Raw genomic sequence first — 16,142 nt, 5'->3', positions numbered from 1 at the left:
CGGACGCCGCTCCTTCATCCAGCCCCCTACCGGCGGACGCTCTTACCTCCGTTGGTGGGTGGGGCCGCGCGTACGCGGGTGTCAGCTGACAGACTGGCCCTGTCGCACAGGACAACATTTCAGTAAGTGAAGGGGTGGCCCGAGTGGGCAAGGCCGGCACAGACGACAAGGCGGCGCGGACGACCGCCCAGATCGAGGCGAACATCGCCCGGACCCGCGAGCAGCTGGCGGAGACCCTGGACGAGCTCGCCGTCCGCGTCCACCCGAGCACCATCGCCGCCCAGACGAAGGCGAAGCTGCTCGCGTCGGTGGAGCAGAAGGCCGGGCAGGCATACGTCGCGGCGAGTGGCGCGGTGGAGCAGGTGAAGGCGCAGTTCACGGACGAGAAGGGGCGCCCGCGCAAGGAGCGGATCGTGCCTGCGGCCCTGGTGGGCGTGGGTGTGCTGCTGCTGGTGGCGTCCGCCCGTAAGCGCAAGCGGGGCTGACTGCCGGACGGGGAGGGGCCGGGGCTGGTACCCCGGCCCCTCCCGCATGTCGGTCCGGCGTTCCGTCGGGGCGTGCGGGCCCGGTACCGTCGGGGGCGTGAGCACCGAAAAGGATCAGAACACTCAGTACGACGCACCGCGCCACGACCGGCTGGGCGCGAAGCTGCCGATCAAGATGCTGCACGATCGGGTCCTGGTGAAGACCGAGGGCAGCGAGGGTGAACGCCGCTCGACCGGCGGCATCCTCATCCCGGCGACCGCCGAGCTGAGTAAGAGATGCGCGTGGGCGGAAGCCGTAGCCGTGGGCCAGAGTGTCAGGTCGGTGGAGCCCGGCGACCGGGTGCTGTACGACCCGGAGGACAAGCTGGAGGTCGAGGTGCGCGGCGCGACGTACATCCTGCTGCGCGAGCGCGACCTGCACGCGGTCGCGGGGATGCGCTTCGGTGACGCGGAGGGCTCGACGGGGCTCTACCTCTGAGGTTCCCCGAGGGTGGGACGTGGTGGGGTGTCCCAGGGGTGGCGGGCCTGTTCGGCCTCGATGAGAGGTCGGACCACGTCCTCCACGGTCCGGTGGGAGATCTCGGCGAAGTCCCGGAGCCATTCGACGAGATCGGTCGGCAGTTCGAGCGTGATCCGGCGGACGCCGGAGTCGGGGCGGGGCTTGGTCATGGGCCGACGGTAGCGCTGTCGGGGGGCGGGGAGCGAGGGCTGTTCGGGGCTGTTCCCAATGGTGGCTTTCGAACGCATCACTGTGACTTATGGCTCGACTCACACTTTTGACTGAGTTTCACGGAGCGCGTTCCCGATGTTGCGCACCGGAACAAATCGGTGTAATCGAACATGCCCACGCCAACTCAATAGTGCCGTAACAATCTTCCTGGCGAACGTACGGCGGACGGATCTCCCGTCCCTCGTACGTGATCTGACGTCCAATCAGCTATCCGGACCAAGGACGAGGACCAGGAACAGCTATGACCACCGAGACCGTGCAGCAGAACCAGCAGAACCCGCAGAGCCTCAGTACCTCCACCGCGAGGAACCTGGCCACCACCACCAAGACCGCACCGCAGATGCTCGGGATCACCCCCCGCTACCTGCTGCGTGCACTGCCCTGGGTGGACCTGGAGGCCGGTGTGTACCGGGTCAACCGCCGGCGGGGGTTCATCCTCGGTGACGGGCTGATCAGCACCTACGCCGACGGCAGCGGTGCCGCCCGGGTGATCGCCGAGGATCTCCGCGAGATCGGCTTCCTGAGCGAGCTGGAGAGCCCGCTGCTGAACGCCCTCGCCGGTGGCTTCGTGCAGCGTGAGGTCGGGATCGGTGAGGTCATCGCCGACGCCGGTGCCCCGGCCGGGCAGCTGCACATCATCGCGCTCGGCCGCGCCGAGAAGCGTGCCACGGGTCAGTACGGCGAGGACGCGCTGCTCGCCGTGCTCGGCGACGGGGACTTCTTCGACGTCGGCGCCTGGGTGCGCGGCGAGCCGATGCCGTACCAGGTCAAGGCGTCCACGCCGTGTACGGTGCTCTCGCTCGACCGGCGGATGCTCACCGAACTGGCCGACCGTGAGCCCGCGTTGCGCGCCCAGCTGGATGCGTACGCCGCCGACGGCCAGGGCCCGGCCGACCGCGAGCACCCGATCAACCTGACCTCCGGCCACACCGGCGAGACCAAGCTGCCGCAGACCTTCGTGGACTACGAGGAGAGCCCGCGCGAGTACGAGCTGAGCATCGCGCAGACCGTACTGAAGGTGCACACCCGGGTCTCCGACATCTACAACTCCTCGATCGACCAGGTCCAGGCGCAGCTGCGGCTGACCCAGGAGGCGCTGCGCGAGCGCCAGGAGTGGGAGATGCTCAACAACGCCGAGTACGGGTTGCTCAACAACGTCGTGCCCGGCCAGCGGGTGCGCACCCGTAAGGGCGCGCCGACGCCGGACGACATGGACGAGCTGCTCGCCCGGGTCTGGAAGCAGCCCGCGTTCTTCCTGGCGCACCCCCGGGCGATCGCCGCGTTCGGGCGCGAGTGCACCCGGCGTGGGGTGCCGCCGCAGATCGTGGAGCTCTTCGGCAGCCCGTTCCTGACCTGGCGCGGGGTGCCGCTGCTGCCCTCCGACAAGCTGGACCTCAAGGGCTCGGGCAACTCGACGCCCGGGACGACCAACATCCTGCTGATGCGGGTCGGCGAGGCCGAGCAGGGCGTGGTGGGCCTGCGCCCGGCGAAGGTGCCGGACGAGGTGGAGCCGGGCATGTCGGTGAAGGCGATGGGGGTCGACCACCACGCCATCACCTCGTACCTGGTGACGAGTTACTTCTCGACCGCCGCGCTGGTGGACGACGCGATCGCGGTGCTCCAGAACGTCGAGGTGTCGAACTACTATGACTACTCCTGACGGATTCGGACGTAGCGCCGGGGCAGGTCAACTCGCCGCCGTGCCAGTCGGTTTGGCGTCGGGCCCCGGGCCGCTGCCCGCAGCGCTCGCCCATGCGGGCGGTGCCCCCCGGTACTGGCTGCCGCAACAGCAGCAACCGGCCGCCGCAGCGCCCCCGGCCACGACTCCGCCGGCTCCAACGGCCAGCACGGCCACGGCCCCCACGGTGACGCCGCCCGCGGCTCCACCGTCGGCGCCGCCGAGCGGGTTCGACGTCGAGGCCGTCCGGCGGGACTTCCCGCAGCTGCACCGGGAGGTGAACGGCCGCCCGCTGGTCTGGCTGGACAACGGCGCCACCACGCTCAAGCCCCGCCAGGTGGTCGAGGCGGTCGCCGAGCACTACGCGATGGAGACCTCCAACGTCCACCGGGGGGCGCACAGCCTGGCAAAGCAGGCCACCCAGGTGTACGAGGAGGGCCGTCAGGCGGCGGCCGAGTTGCTCGGTACCCCGGACCAGGGCGAGATCGTCTTCGTCCGGGGGACGACCGAGGCCGTCAACCTGGTGGCGCAGAGCTGGGGCCGGGCGAACCTCGGGGTGGGGGACGAGATCCTGGTCTCGGCGGCCGAGCACCACTCCAACCTGGTGCCCTGGCAGCTGATCGCCGAGGAGCGGCGGGCGAGGATCCGCCCGATCCCGCTGCTCCCGGACGGGCAGCTCGACCAGGACGCGTACCGGGACCTGCTCGGCTCCCGGACGAAGATGGTCGCGCTGACGCACGCCTCCAACGTGCTCGGGACAGTCCCGCCGGTGGCCGAGATGACCGCCCTCGCCCACCGGTACGGCGCGAAGGTGCTGGTCGACGGCGCGCAGGCGGTGGCCCACTTCCCGGTGGACGTCACCGCGCTGGACGCCGACTTCTACGCCTTCTCGGGGCACAAGATCTTCGCCCCGACCGGGATCGGCGTGCTCTTCGGCAAGCGTGAGCTGCTGGAGGCGATGCCCCCGTGGCAGGGCGGCGGCAACATGATCGACTCGGTGAGTTTCGGGGAGACCACGTACGCCCCGATCCCGCACCGGCTCGAGGCGGGCACCGGCCACATCGCCGGGGTCGCCGGACTGCGGGCGGCCCTCCAGTACCTCGCCGGGCTGGACCGGGAGGCCGCCACCGCGTACGAGGATCAGCTCACCGCGTACGCGATGGGGGCGCTGGCGACGGTCCCCGGGCTGCAGCTGATCGGTAACGCGCCGGGGAAGATCGGGGCGCTGACCTTCCTGCTCGTCGGGACGGACCCGATGGCGGTGGCCGGGGCACTCGACCAGCAGGGCATCGCGGTACGGGCCGGGCATCACTGCGCGCAGCCGGCGCTGGCGGCGTTCGGGCTGCAGGCTGCGGTGCGGGCTTCGCTGGCGCTGTACAACACGGTGCAGGACGTGGATGCGTTGGTCGCTGCGCTGCAGGCCGTGCAGGGTGCGCAGGGCGCGCAGGCGCGGTAGCTACGCCGGGGCGCGAGGGGCTGGGCGAGGCGGGAGGGTGCGGGTTGTTGCCTTCCGGTTTCGCGCAGTTCCCCGCGCCCCTATTGGTTACCCCGATGCCGATGGGGTGGCCGTGCTCGGGGAGCTGGTGGGGGTACTACTCGCGAGGGAGGGTGAAGGCGTGCTCGATGGCGATGACGATGGCGTCGGGGAGAGGGTCGGCGTCGGGGAGAGCGTTAGCGCCGGTGTTGGCGTCGGGGAGAGTGTCGGTGTCGGTGTTGGCTGGGTGTTGTTGCTGCTCGGCTGGAGGTCGAAGGTCTGGACGGGTGTGCCGGTCAGGGCGGCGCGCATGTAGGCCGTCCAGATGGCGGTGGGGAAGGCGCCGCCGTTGATCCGGGAGTAGCCGGCGGTGCCGGCCAGCGGTTCCTTGGCGTGGGTCTGCGGGTTCTCGCGGAACAGGCCCACCACGGTGGTGAGTTCGGGGGTGTAGCCGGCGAACCAGGCGGACAGGTTGCCGTCGGTGGTGCCGGTCTTGCCGGCGGCGGGGCGGTTCAGGCGCAGCGCGGCGGCGCCGGTTCCGGTCGGGCTGACGGCGTCCTCGAGGACGTCGGTGACGGCGTCCGCCGTACCACGGCTGATCGCGTTCGTGGCCGGGTGCGCGGGCAGGGCGGGGATGTCGGAGTCGCCCGGCTTCTCCAGCTTCAGTACGGCCCAAGGCGCGTACGCCTGGCCGTGGTTGGCCAGGGTGGCGTACGCGGCGGCCAGGTTGAGGGCGCTGGGTGTCGCGGCGCCGAGGGTCATCGAGGCGTTCGCCGGGTCCAGGCCGGGGGTGCCGTCCGGGAAGCCGAGCCTGATCGCGGTCTGCCGGACGTTGCCGAGGCCCGCGTCCACGCCCTCCTGGGCGTACACCGAGTTGACCGACTTCATCATCGCGTAACGCAGTGTGATACTGCCGTAGTTGACGCCGTCCTCGTTCGGTGGCGCGTACCGTCCGGGGCCGCCGGCCACCGAGCGGCCGCTCGTGCCGTCGTAGATCGTCCCGGTGGTGATCGGGCGGCCGTCCTGGGTGGTGTGGTCGCCTTCGAGGCCGGCCGCCAGATCGACCGGTTTGAAGGTGGAGCCGACCTGGTTGTCCTGGCGGACCGCGTCGTTGTACGGCTGGGTGGCGTAGTCCGGGCCGCCGTAGACGGCGACGATCCGGCCGGTGCCGGGTTCGACGGAGGCTCCGGAGACACGGACGTCGGTGTCGCTCTTCGGGCGGGCGGCCGGGTCCAGCTCGGAGGTGAGTTCTTGCTGCACCGCCGCGACGAAGGCGTCCTGCCTGGGCTTGTCGAACGTGGTGGTGATCTTCCAGCCGCCGGCCTTCAGGGCCGCCGGGTCCAGCAGGCCGGTCGTGGTGGTGAGGTAGTTGTCGGCGATGTCGACCAGGTAGCCGGCCTGGCCGCTGAGGCCCTTGGCGGGCTGCGGGTCGATCGGCTCGGGGAAGGTGAGCGTGGCGCGGGTGGTGGCGTCCAGGAAGCCGAGCGAGACCATCCCGTCGAGGACGTAGTTCCAGCGGGCGACGGCCTTGTCCCGGTTGGCGGGTGTGGCGGTCTTCACGTCGTACGCGCTGGGGGCCTGCAACAGGGCGGCCAGGTAGGCACTTTGGGCGGTGTCCAGCTTCGAGACGTCCACGCCGTAGTACGCGTTGGCGGCGGTCTGGATGCCGTACGCGTTGCGGCCGAAGTAGCTGGTGTTGAGGTAGCCGGCCAGGATGTCGTCCTTGCTCTCCTGCTGGTCGACCTTGAGAGCGATGAACAGCTCCTTGAGCTTGCGGCTGTAGGTCTGGTCCTGGGTCAGGTAGTAGTTCTTGACGTACTGCTGGGTGATCGTCGATCCGCCCTGGAGGCCCTTTCCGGTGGCGCTGTTGAAGGCGGCGCGGGCCATGCCCTTCAGGTCGACGCCCTTGTTCTGGTAGAAGGTGCGGTCCTCGGCGGAGACGGCGGCGTGCTGGGTGTCCGCCGGGATCTGGCCGATCGGGACGTCCTCGCGGTTGACCGAGCCGGTGCGGGCCAGTTCGGTGGTGCCGTCCGAGTAGTAGTAGACGTTGCTCTGGGCGACGGCGTGGGCGTTCGCGTCGGGTACCGGGACGATCAGATAGAGCGTCACGAACGCGGCCAGGCCGAGCAGTAACAGCCCGAGCAGCCCGCCGACCAGCATCCGCCAGCTCGGGACGGCCCGGCGCCACCAGGGCATCGCGCGGCGGCGGGCCTTGCGGGCCGCGCGTCTGGTGCGGTCGCGGCCGGAGCCTTCGGCGCGGTCCTCCGACTCCAGGGCGTCGGGGGGTGGTGTGCGCCCGCTGGCGGGCTGCCGGTCCGGCGGCTGCTGGCTCATGGGGTGATTATGTGCGGCTCGGAACGGAATAGGCCGCTTCTGGGGCAGCGAAAAACCGGCTGCGCCAAGTGCGGGGCGGCGCTACGGTGAAAGGTGACAACCGCACAGCGCACGACACTCGCACGGCGCACGACAACCGCATAGCGCACCAGGAGCACTGAGCTCCGCCCGCAGCCCCCGCACCCCCGGGGTCCGTCGGTCGGAGGCGATCGGCGCTGCCCGGGCACTGTCTGACATACCGTCCGACAAGCTTTCCGACAAGCCGTCTGACGAACCGTCCGACATTGCGGCCCGGAGGTGTGCACCCGGAAGTGCTCAGAAGTGTCGTGCAATAAGTCGATAAGGAGACAATATGGCGGCAATGCCGCAGATCGAACCGCACTGGCGGGATTCCTGGGCGACGGCAAGGCTGTATCTCGCCGTCGCCCAGGGCGCCTTCCGCCGCTACTCCACCTACCGAGCGGCGACCTTCGCTGGTGCCTTCACCAACACCGTCTTCGGCTTCATCCTGGCCTACACCTTCCTGGCCCTCTGGCAGGCCAGGCCCGGCCTCGGCGGCTACGACACCTCACAGGCCGTCACCTACATCTGGATCAGCCAGTCGCTGCTGGTCACCGTCGCCGTCTGGGGCGGCGGCTTCCAGGACGACGTCCAGGAGCGGTTCCGCACCGGCGACATCGCCGTCGACCTCTACCGCCCGGTGGACTTCCAGGGCTGGTGGCTGGCCACCGACCTCGGCCGGGCCGGCTACCACCTGCTCGCCCGGGGCGTCGTGCCCACCCTCGCGGGCGTGCTGGTCTTCCACACCCACCTGCCGCACAGCCCGTACGTCTGGATGGCCTTCCTGGTCTCCGTGCTGCTGGCGGTCGTGGTCAGCTTCGGGCTGCGCTTCCTGGTCTCGCTCACCGGCTTCTGGCTGCACGACTCCGAGGGCATCCGGTCCGTGATGCTCGTGGTGGCGATGTTCTTCTCCGGGATGCTGCTGCCGATCAGCCTCTTCCCCGGCCTGCTCGGCCGGATCGCGCCCGTCCTGCCCTGGGCCGCGCTGATCCAGGTCCCGACGGACGTCTTCCTGGAGCGCCGCACCGGCGGCGCGCTGCTGACCGGGCTCGCCTTCCAGATCGTCTGGGCGGTCGTCCTGCTCGCCGCCGGACGGGCGGCGCAGCTGCTCGCCACCCGGAAGGTGGTGGTCCAGGGTGGCTGAGACGATCGCAACCCAGACCCTCGCAACCCAGACCCTCGCGACCGAGACCCTCGCGACCGAGACGCTCCGAGCCCGGGTCCGTTGGTCGGTGCGGTCGTGGCTGCTGATCGCTGGCATGTGGACCCGCGCGATCATGTCCTACCGCGCCTCCTTCGTCCTGATGCTGATTGCCAACCTCGCCACCACCTCGCTCGACTTCGTGGTCGTGGTGCTGATGTTCCAGCACACCCACCAGCTCGGCGGCTGGACCCTGCCCGAACTCGGCTTCCTGTACGGCACTTCCGCCTTCGCCCTCGGCATGGCCAACCTCTTCGTCGGCAGCATCGACGCGCTCGGCGACCGCATCCGCAGCGGCACCCTCGACACCGTGCTGATCCGCCCCGCACCCGCGCTCGCCCAGCTCTGCGCGGAACGCTTCTCGCTGCGCCGGCTCGGCCGGCCCGTCCAGGCGGTGGCCGTCCTGGTCTGGTCGCTGGGCGCGGTCCAGGTCCACTGGACGGCCGACCGGGTGCTGCTGGTGCCCGTGTTGCTGATCAGCGGGACGGTGATCTTCTCCGCCGTCTTCATCGGCGGCGCCACCCTGCAGTTCTGGTGGGGCGAGGCCAAGGAGCTGCAGAACTCCTTCACCTACGGCGGCGCGACCCTGCTGCACTACCCGCCGACGGTCTTCGCCAAGGAACTCGTCGCCGGGGTCGTCTTCGGCGTGCCGCTGGCGTTCGTCAACTGGCTGCCCGCCCTGCACATCCTCGGCAAGCCCGACCCGCTCGGCCTGCCCACCGCCTTCCAGTACGCCTCGCCGCTCGCCGCCGCGCTCTGCGTGCTCGCCGCCGGGTACGCCTGGCGGGCCGGGCTGCGGGCGTACCGCGGCACCGGCAGCTGACCCCTCTCGCATCGGAGAAACCACCATGGCACTCATCGAACTGGACGACGTCCGCCGCAGCTTCACCATCCGCACCAAGGCCGGGAGGCTGCGCCGGGAGAAATGCGAGGTCCGGGCGGTGGACGGGCTGACCTTCGAGATCGGCGCGGGGGAGTGCGTCGGCTACATCGGCCCGAACGGCGCGGGCAAGTCCACCACCATCAAGATGCTCACCGGCATCCTCGTCCCCAGCAGCGGACGCCTCCGCGTCGCGGGCGTCGACCCGGCCCGTGAGCGCACCCGGCTCGCCCAGCGGATCGGGGTGGTCTTCGGCCAGCGCACCACCCTCTGGTGGGACCTGCCGCTGCGCGACTCGTACGAACTCGCCCGCCGGATCTACCGCATCCCGGACGCCCGCTACCGCGCCAATCTCGCCCGCTGTGTCGAACTCCTCGACCTGGGAGCCCTGTTGGACACCCCCGTCCGGCAGCTCTCGCTCGGCCAGCGGATGCGGGGTGACCTCGCGGCGGCGCTGCTGCACGACCCGCAGGTGCTCTACCTGGACGAGCCGACCATCGGGCTCGACGTGGTGAGCAAGGGGCGCGTCCGGGAGTTCCTGCGCGAGGTCAACACCGAGCAGGGCACCACCGTGCTGCTCACCACCCACGACCTGACCGACATCGAGCAGCTCTGCGGCCGGGTGATGGTGATCGACCACGGACGGGTGGTCTACGACGGCGGCCTGGGCGGGCTGCACGCCGCCGGGGAGAGCGAACGCACCCTGGTCGTGGACCTCGCCGAGGCCTGCCCCGCGATCGCCGTCCCCGGTGCGAGGGTGGTGAAGGTCGAGGGCCCGCGCCAGTGGCTGGCCTTCCCCGCCCAGGACAGCGCCGCACCGATCGTCGCCGCCGTGGCCGCCCGCTACCCGCTGGTCGACCTGTCCGTCCGGGAACCCGCGATCGAGGACGTCATCGCGCGGATGTACGCGGAGGTCGCCATCGGATAGTGCGGCCCAACGCCCGTGACCGCCGCGCCCGTGACCGCCGCGCCCGTAACTGAACCGACGCAAGTGAAGTTGTCACCTCGTGACTCTGCGAGGGCTTGAGCAGGGCGTACCCGATGTCAGCGTCGTGATCGCCGTCTACAACACCATGCCGTACCTGACCGCCTGCCTGGACTCGCTCGTGGACCAGAGCATCGGGCCGGAGCGGATGGAGGTGGTCGCCGTCGACGACGGGTCCACGGACGGCAGCGGCGCCGAGCTGCACCGCTTCGCGGCGCTGCACCCCGGCCTGTTCCGGCTCCGGCACCAGGCCAACTCCGGTGGCCCGGCCGCCCCCACCAACGTGGGGACGGCCGAGGCCCGGGGCCGGTACGTGCTCTACCTCGGCGCCGACGACTGGCTGGCGCCCGAGGCGCTGCAGCGGCTGGTCCGGGCCGCCGACCGGTGGGACGCGGACGTGGTGCTGCCCAAGCAGGTCGGCGAGAACGGGCGGATGGTCCCGCAGGGCATCTTCGACCGGACCGCCGCCGAGGTCGGCTTCACCGACTCGGCCCTCGCCTGGTCGCTCGCCGACACCAAGCTCTTCCGCCGGGAGCTGCTCACCCGGTACGGGCTGCGCAGGCTGGAGAACCTTCCCGTCCACTCCGACCAGCCGTTCACACTGGAGGCCCTGCTGCGGGCCCGGCGGATCTCGGTGCTCGCCGACTACGACTACTACCACCTGGTGCTCCGTCAGGACCGCAGCAACGTCACCCACCGCGCCGGGCCGCTGGACCGGCTGCGCGGCATCGGGGCGATCCAGCAGGTGGTGGAGCGGCTCACCGAGCCGGGCCCGCAGCGGGACGCCATCCGCAGCCGCCACTTCGGCTGGGAGGTACCGCAGTTGCTCCAGGGCGACTTCCTGGCCCTGGACCGGCCGACCCAGCGGCAGGTCTGCGCGGGCGTCGGGCGGCTGGTCCGCGCCTACTGCCACCCCGCGCTGGTGCTCACACTGCCGGTGCCCGACCGGCTCCGGCTGGTGCTGGCCGCGCGCGGGCGGCTGAGCGCCCTGTGCGGGCTGATCGAGTACGAGGCCGCCAACGGCCGACCCCCGGTGCTGCGGCGCGAGGGGCACGAGTACGCCGGGTACCCGGCCTTCCGCAACCGCCGGTTGGGCCTGCCGGACCGGCTGTTCGCGCTCTCCGGCGAGGTGGCCCTGCCCGCCCAGCCCCGACGCGGGCGGGCGGACGGGCGGCCGGCGAGCCGCCGAACCCCTGAACCCCTGAAGCGCTGAAGCGCCGAACCGCCGAACCGCCGAACCGCCGTACGTGGGAGAGAGAAGAGCACGATGGACATCTGTGTGGTCGGCCTCGGCAAGCTCGGGCTGCCGCTGGCGGTGCAGTTCGCCGGGAAGGGACATCGCGTCACCGGTGCGGACATCTCCCCGGAGGTGGTGCGGGCCGTGAACGAGGGCCGTCCGCCCTTCCCGCGCGAGGCGGAGCTCGCGGAGCGGCTCAAGGAGGTGGTCGCGGGCGGCCTGCTGCGGGCGAGCACCGACACGGCGGAGGCCGTCGACGGCGTCGACGCCGTGGTGCTGGTCGTCCCGCTGGTCACGGACGCCGACGGCGTGCCGGACTTCTCGCTGCTGGACTCCGCCACCGACGCCGTCGCGGCCGGGCTGCGCCAGGGCGTGCTGGTCAGTTACGAGACCACCCTGCCCGTCGGCACCACCCGGCGCCGCTGGGCGGGCCGGCTGGAGGCGGGCTCGGGGCTGGTGGCCGGGCGGGACTTCGGCCTGGTGTTCAGCCCCGAACGCGTCCGCACCGGACGGGTCTTCGCCGACCTGCGCCGCTACCCCAAGCTGGTCGGCGGCGTCGACGCGCGCTCGTCCCGGCAGGGCGCCGACTTCTACCGGGCCGTCCTCGACTTCGACCCGCGCCCGGACCTGGCGCGCGGCAACGGTGTCTGGGACCTCGGCACGGCCGAGGCGGCGGAGTTCGCCAAGCTCGCCGAGACCACCTACCGGGACGTCAACATCGCCCTGGTGAACCAGTTCGCCCGGTTCGCCGACCGCTGCGGCGTCGACCTGGCCCAGGTCATCGACGCGTGCAACTCGCAGCCGTTCAGCCACCTGCACCGCCCCGGCATCGCGGTCGGCGGCCACTGCATCCCCGTCTACCCCAGGCTCTACCTCTGGAACGACCCGCACGCGACCGTCGTCCGCGCGGCCCGGGAGGCCAACGAGACCGTCCCCGCGTACGCCGTCGGGATGCTGGCGGGCGCGCTCGGCACGCTGGCCGGGGTCGGCGTGCGGGTGCTCGGCGCGGCGTACCGGGGCGGGGTGAAGGAGACCGCGTACTCCGGCGTCTTCCCGCTGGTCGAGGTGCTGCGGGCGGCCGGGGCGCAGCCGTACGTCAGCGACCCGCTGTACGAGGAGGCCGAGCTCACCGCGCTCGGCCTGCCGCCGTACCGGGGTGAGCCGGTCCAGGCGCTGGTGGTCCAGGCCGACCACCCGGAGTACCGCGAGCTCGCGGCGGCGGACTTCCCGGGCGTCCGGGTGCTGCTCGACGGGCGGCGGGTGACGGACCCCGCGAAGTGGACGGGCGTCCGGCGTCTGGTCCTCGGTGGCGGGAGTCAGGGAGCAGATCCTCGCGCCCCTGAGGGGTTGCCCCCGCCTCGGGGCAGACTGTCCGGGTGAGCGTTGATGAGAAAGTCGGACCGGTCGGCGGGGTGAGTTTCACCGCAGCCGACGAGGAGAAGCGCCGGGGCGTCCGGCGGATGAAGCGGATCGCGACCGGGCTGCTGGCCTTCGCGACCGTCGTCTTCGCCCTGGCGAGCTGGGCCGACGCCTCGGGTGTCGGCTCCTGGGCCGGGTACGTCGCGGCGGCCGCCGAGGCGGGGATGGTCGGTGCGCTGGCGGACTGGTTCGCCGTCACCGCGCTGTTCCGGCGCCCGCTCGGGCTGCCGATCCCGCACACCGCGATCATCCCGACCAAGAAGGACGCCTTCGGCAAGTCGCTCGGCGACTTCGTCGGCGACAACTTCCTCTCCGCCTCCGTCGTACGCGGCCGGCTCGCCAGGATCGGCATCGCCCGGCGGCTCGGTGAGTGGCTCGCCGCGCCCGGAAACGCCGACCGGGTCACCACCGAGGCCGCCGCCGCGCTGCGCGGGGTGCTGGCGGTGCTGCGCGACGAGGACGTCCAGGCGGTGGTCAGCGAGGCCGTCACCCGGCGGGCCGCCGCCACCTCCGTCGCCGAGCCGGCCGGACGGTTGCTCGGCAAGGTGGTCGCCGACGGCGGGCACCACGGCGTGGTCGACCTGGTCGCCGTCCGCGTCCACGACTGGCTGACCGACAACCACGAGGAGGTCGTCCACCGGGTCACCGAGAAGACCCCCGGCTGGACGCCGAAGTTCCTCGACCACCAGGTCGGCGAGCGGGTCTACAAGGAGCTGATGCGCTTCGTCACCGACATCCGGGACGACCCGCAGCACGCCGCCCGGGGCGCGATCGACGACTTCCTCGCCGACTTCGCCACCGAACTCCAGCAGGACCCGGAGACCATCGCCCGCGTCGAGCGCGCCAAGGCGGAGCTGCTCGCCCGCCGCGAGGTGCAGGACCTGATCGCCTCCTCCTGGGCGGCCGTCCGCTCGCTGGTGGTGACGGCCGCCGAGGACGAGGACAGCGAGCTGCGCCGCCGCCTCCGGGACGGCCTGCGGACGTTCGGTCGGCGGCTGGCCACCGACGCCAAGTTGCAGGCCAAGACGGACGGCTGGCTGCAGGACGCCGCCCAGTACGTGGTGGAGACCTACCGCGAGGAGATCACCGCGCTGATCTCCGAGACCGTGGCCGGCTGGGACGCCGACGACGCCTCGCGCAAGATCGAGGCCAATGTCGGGCGCGACCTGCAGTTCATCCGGATCAACGGCACGGTGGTGGGCGCGCTCGCCGGGCTGCTGATCCACACGGTGGCCGTGGCGTTCGGTGCGTAGGAGGCTCCGCCAGTGGGCAACCGGGGCCCCTGTTGTGGCTGGCTGGCCGCCGATCGGCCTCAGGTCGTCCCGGGGCGTGGAATGATGCCAAGTCAGTGCAATTCGAGCAGGGAGCAGTGGCGTGTCCGAAGGTAAGAACGGTATCGAGGCTTTCATCGCCGGCCTGCCCAAGGCCGAGCTGCACGTCCACCACGTCGGCTCGGCCTCCCCCCGGGTGGTCGCCGAACTCGCCGCCCGGCACCGGGGGCAGTCGAAGGTACCGACGGACCCGGCCGCGCTCGCCGAGTACTTCACCTTCACCGACTTCGCGCACTTCATCGAGGTCTACCTGAGCGTGGTCGACCTGATCCGCGACGCCGAGGACGTCCGCGCCCTCACCTACGGCGTCGCCGAGGACATGGCCCGCCAGCAGATCCGGTACGCCGAGCTGACGATCACCCCGTACTCGTCGGTCAGCCGGGGCATCCCGGACGTCGCGTTCATGGAGGCGATCGAGGACGCCCGTAAGTCCGCCGAGAAGGACCTCGGGGTCGTGCTGCGCTGGTGCTTCGACATCCCCGGCGAGGCCGGGCTGGCGGCCGCCGAGGAGACCGCCCGCCTCGCCGTCGACCTCGCGCCGGAGGGCCTGGTCAGCTTCGGGCTCGGCGGGCCGGAGATCGGCGTGCCCCGCCCGCAGTTCAAGCCGTACTTCGACCGGGCCCGGGCGGCCGGCCTGCACAGCGTCCCGCACGCTGGTGAGAGCACCGGCCCGGAGACGGTCTGGGACGCCCTGCGGGTGCTCGGCGCCGAGCGGATCGGCCACGGCACGCAGTCCGTCAAGGACCCGTCGCTGATGGACTGGCTGGGCGAGCACCGCATCCCGCTGGAGGTCTGCCCGACCTCCAACCTCGCCACCCGGGTGGTGGAGCGGATCGAGGAGCACCCGCTCAAGCAGATGGTCGACGCGGGCCTGCTCGTCACCATCAACAGCGACGACCCGCCGATGTTCGGCACCGACCTCAACACCGAGTACGCCGTCGCCGCCCGCCTCCTCGACCTCGACGAGACCGGCGTCGCCGGCCTCGCCAAGAACGCCGTCGAGGCATCCTTCCTCGACACCCCGGGCAAGGCCCGCCTCGCCGCCGAGATCGACACCTACCTGGCCGGCTGGGACAAGGGCTGACCTTCGGGCAACCGGTCAGCGACGGAAAGGGGCGCGGGGAACTGCGCGACGTGGGAAGGCACAGGCCGTTGCCTTCCGATCTCGCTCAGTCCCTCGCGCCCCTCGGCCATGGCTGATCGGTTACCGCTACGCCGCGACGGCAAGCGCCGCCACCGGCGCGCCGCGGTGCAGCCAGGCGCGTTCGGCGGCCGTCCAGGCGGTGGTGGTGAGCAGGTAGAGCCCGGCCGCGAGCGGGACGAGGGCCGCGAACAGCACCGTGCCGAAGGACAGGTACGGCAGGAAGGCCGCGCCCGGGGTCGGGGTGGGTGCGGTGGCGGTCGCCTTCCGGGCGCGGCGGAAGCTCGCGTAGCCGACGGCCGCGAGTGCCGTGTACAGCAGCCCGAAGATCAGCAGCTGGGCCGGGCCGTGGGCGGAGCCGACGTGCAGGCCGAGCGGGACGCCGAGCACGGTGTGGCCGAGCAGGTCGTTCGGGGTGGTGAAGAGGCGGTACATCACCGAGAAGAACGGGACCTGGATCAGCATCGGCAGGCAGCCCGCCAGCGGCGAGGACTGCTCGGCGCGGTAGAGCTCGGAGAGCGCGGTCTGCAGCTGCTCCGGCCGGCCCTTGTGCTTGCGGTTCAGCTCGGCGACCTGCGGGGCCAGCCGCAGGCGGGTCTTCTCGCCGCGCGCGGAGGCGCGGGCGAGCGGGTGCAGGGCCAGCCGTACGCAGACCGTGAAGAGCACGATCGCGAGGGCGGTCGGGAGCAGCTGGGCGATGGCCGACACGGCGTCGTGCGCCAGGTGGACGGCGGGGTCGAGCAGGGCGAAGACGGACATGGTGATGCGAGCCCTCCGGGGTCTCGTGGCAGAGATTTCGGCGGAGGACGGCCGCGTACGGGTTCAGACTCCGAAGGTCAGGCGGCCGTCAGGGCCGCACCCGGAGCCCTGGGGCGACGACGGCCCCGGGCGTCCGGATCACGTTGCGGGAGGAAGGCGGTCCGGAACGCGCGTCTGCGCAGCACTCCGTCCCGCACGAAGACCGGGGCCCGCGCCCCGAGCACCCGGGCCGCCGCGAGCGTGCCCGCGACCACGCCCGCCAGCAGCACCAAGGTCGCGGCAGCGGCGACGGCGGTCAGCCCGGCGGGCCCGAGCAGCACGTCGCCCGTCAGCACCCGGAGCAGCCCGAGCAGCGAGGCGAGCAGCGGCACGGCGTACCTCCTCGGGGCCGGGTTCGGACGGTCCAGCCGATCGTACGTGCTCCACCG

15 protein-coding genes are annotated in these 16,142 nt (G+C 71.7%); 11 read left to right on the top strand and 4 right to left on the bottom strand.

Annotated features, from left to right (window positions below):
* Nucleotides 1-143 precede the first annotated feature (143 nt).
* Nucleotides 144-485 (top strand): DUF3618 domain-containing protein, encoded by a 342-nt coding sequence (locus tag P3T29_RS13695; protein WP_280716681.1) that lies wholly within the window; start codon nt 144-146, stop codon nt 483-485.
* Between the two features lie 175 nt (nt 486-660).
* Complete coding sequence (locus tag P3T29_RS13690) at nt 661-963, top strand: co-chaperone GroES (protein ID WP_280716770.1); 303 nt, start codon at nt 661-663, stop codon at nt 961-963.
* Here the strand turns inward: P3T29_RS13690 and P3T29_RS13685 are convergent.
* Nucleotides 954-1,154 (bottom strand): hypothetical protein, encoded by a 201-nt coding sequence (locus tag P3T29_RS13685; protein WP_280716680.1) that lies wholly within the window; start codon nt 1,152-1,154, stop codon nt 954-956. The genes P3T29_RS13690 and P3T29_RS13685 overlap by 10 nt on opposite strands.
* Before the next feature lie 302 nt (nt 1,155-1,456).
* Between P3T29_RS13685 and P3T29_RS13680 the strand changes: the two genes are divergently transcribed.
* Both P3T29_RS13680 and P3T29_RS13675 read left to right on the top strand, forming a co-directional pair.
* On the top strand, nt 1,457-2,875 hold the full coding sequence (locus tag P3T29_RS13680) for a family 2B encapsulin nanocompartment shell protein (protein WP_280716679.1): 1,419 nt from the start codon (nt 1,457-1,459) through the stop codon (nt 2,873-2,875).
* 205 nt (nt 2,876-3,080) lie between these two features.
* Nucleotides 3,081-4,349 carry a cysteine desulfurase gene (locus P3T29_RS13675; protein ID WP_348532828.1) on the top strand — a complete coding sequence of 423 codons (1,269 nt, stop codon included), beginning with the start codon at nt 3,081-3,083 and terminating at the stop codon, nt 4,347-4,349.
* Nucleotides 4,350-4,436: 87 nt separating this feature from the next.
* On the opposite strand, the gene P3T29_RS13670 is transcribed toward P3T29_RS13675, so the two are convergent.
* Complete coding sequence (locus P3T29_RS13670; protein ID WP_280716677.1) at nt 4,437-6,701, bottom strand: transglycosylase domain-containing protein; 2,265 nt, start codon at nt 6,699-6,701, stop codon at nt 4,437-4,439.
* A gap of 352 nt (nt 6,702-7,053) precedes the next feature.
* On the opposite strand from P3T29_RS13670, the gene P3T29_RS13665 reads away from it, so the two are divergent.
* The 7 genes from P3T29_RS13665 (at nt 7,054) to P3T29_RS13635 (ending at nt 14,898) form a co-directional block, all read left to right on the top strand.
* The gene (locus tag P3T29_RS13665; RefSeq protein ID WP_280716676.1) at nt 7,054-7,905 is read left to right on the top strand and encodes an ABC-2 family transporter protein; all 852 of its coding nucleotides are present in this window, start codon (nt 7,054-7,056) and stop codon (nt 7,903-7,905) included.
* Nucleotides 7,898-8,785, top strand: a complete 888-nt coding sequence (locus P3T29_RS13660; RefSeq protein WP_280716675.1) for an ABC-2 family transporter protein — start codon at nt 7,898-7,900, stop codon at nt 8,783-8,785. The genes P3T29_RS13665 and P3T29_RS13660 overlap by 8 nt, the downstream gene beginning before the upstream one ends.
* Before the next feature lie 25 nt (nt 8,786-8,810).
* Complete coding sequence (locus P3T29_RS13655) at nt 8,811-9,770, top strand: ATP-binding cassette domain-containing protein (protein ID WP_280716674.1); 960 nt, start codon at nt 8,811-8,813, stop codon at nt 9,768-9,770.
* 79 nt (nt 9,771-9,849) lie between these two features.
* The gene (locus tag P3T29_RS13650) at nt 9,850-11,040 is read left to right on the top strand and encodes a glycosyltransferase (RefSeq protein WP_280716673.1); all 1,191 of its coding nucleotides are present in this window, start codon (nt 9,850-9,852) and stop codon (nt 11,038-11,040) included.
* Between the two features lie 54 nt (nt 11,041-11,094).
* Nucleotides 11,095-12,444: a nucleotide sugar dehydrogenase gene (locus P3T29_RS13645; RefSeq protein WP_280716672.1), complete on the top strand. Its 1,350-nt coding sequence runs from the start codon at nt 11,095-11,097 to the stop codon at nt 12,442-12,444.
* Nucleotides 12,441-13,736, top strand: coding sequence for a DUF445 family protein (locus P3T29_RS13640; protein WP_280716671.1), 1,296 nt, complete (start codon nt 12,441-12,443; stop codon nt 13,734-13,736). Before P3T29_RS13645 ends, P3T29_RS13640 begins: the two co-directional genes overlap by 4 nt.
* 121 nt (nt 13,737-13,857) lie before the next feature.
* The gene (locus P3T29_RS13635) at nt 13,858-14,898 is read left to right on the top strand and encodes an adenosine deaminase (RefSeq protein WP_280716670.1); all 1,041 of its coding nucleotides are present in this window, start codon (nt 13,858-13,860) and stop codon (nt 14,896-14,898) included.
* A 126-nt stretch (nt 14,899-15,024) separates the two neighbouring features.
* Here P3T29_RS13635 and P3T29_RS13630 read toward each other — a convergent pair whose 3' ends face one another.
* Together P3T29_RS13630 and P3T29_RS13625 are read right to left on the bottom strand one after the other, a co-directional pair.
* Nucleotides 15,025-15,714, bottom strand: coding sequence for a YidC/Oxa1 family membrane protein insertase (locus P3T29_RS13630; RefSeq protein ID WP_280716669.1), 690 nt, complete (start codon nt 15,712-15,714; stop codon nt 15,025-15,027).
* A gap of 77 nt (nt 15,715-15,791) precedes the next feature.
* Nucleotides 15,792-16,085, bottom strand: coding sequence for a DUF6412 domain-containing protein (locus P3T29_RS13625; protein ID WP_280716668.1), 294 nt, complete (start codon nt 16,083-16,085; stop codon nt 15,792-15,794).
* Between the last annotated feature and the right edge of the window lie 57 nt (nt 16,086-16,142).

The sequence above is a fragment of the Kitasatospora sp. MAP5-34 genome, assembly GCF_029894335.1.
Taxonomy (GTDB): Bacteria; Actinomycetota; Actinomycetes; order Streptomycetales; family Streptomycetaceae; genus Kitasatospora.
Note: the sequence above shows the minus strand (reverse complement) of the source record. Positions and strands in the feature narration are given on the sequence as shown.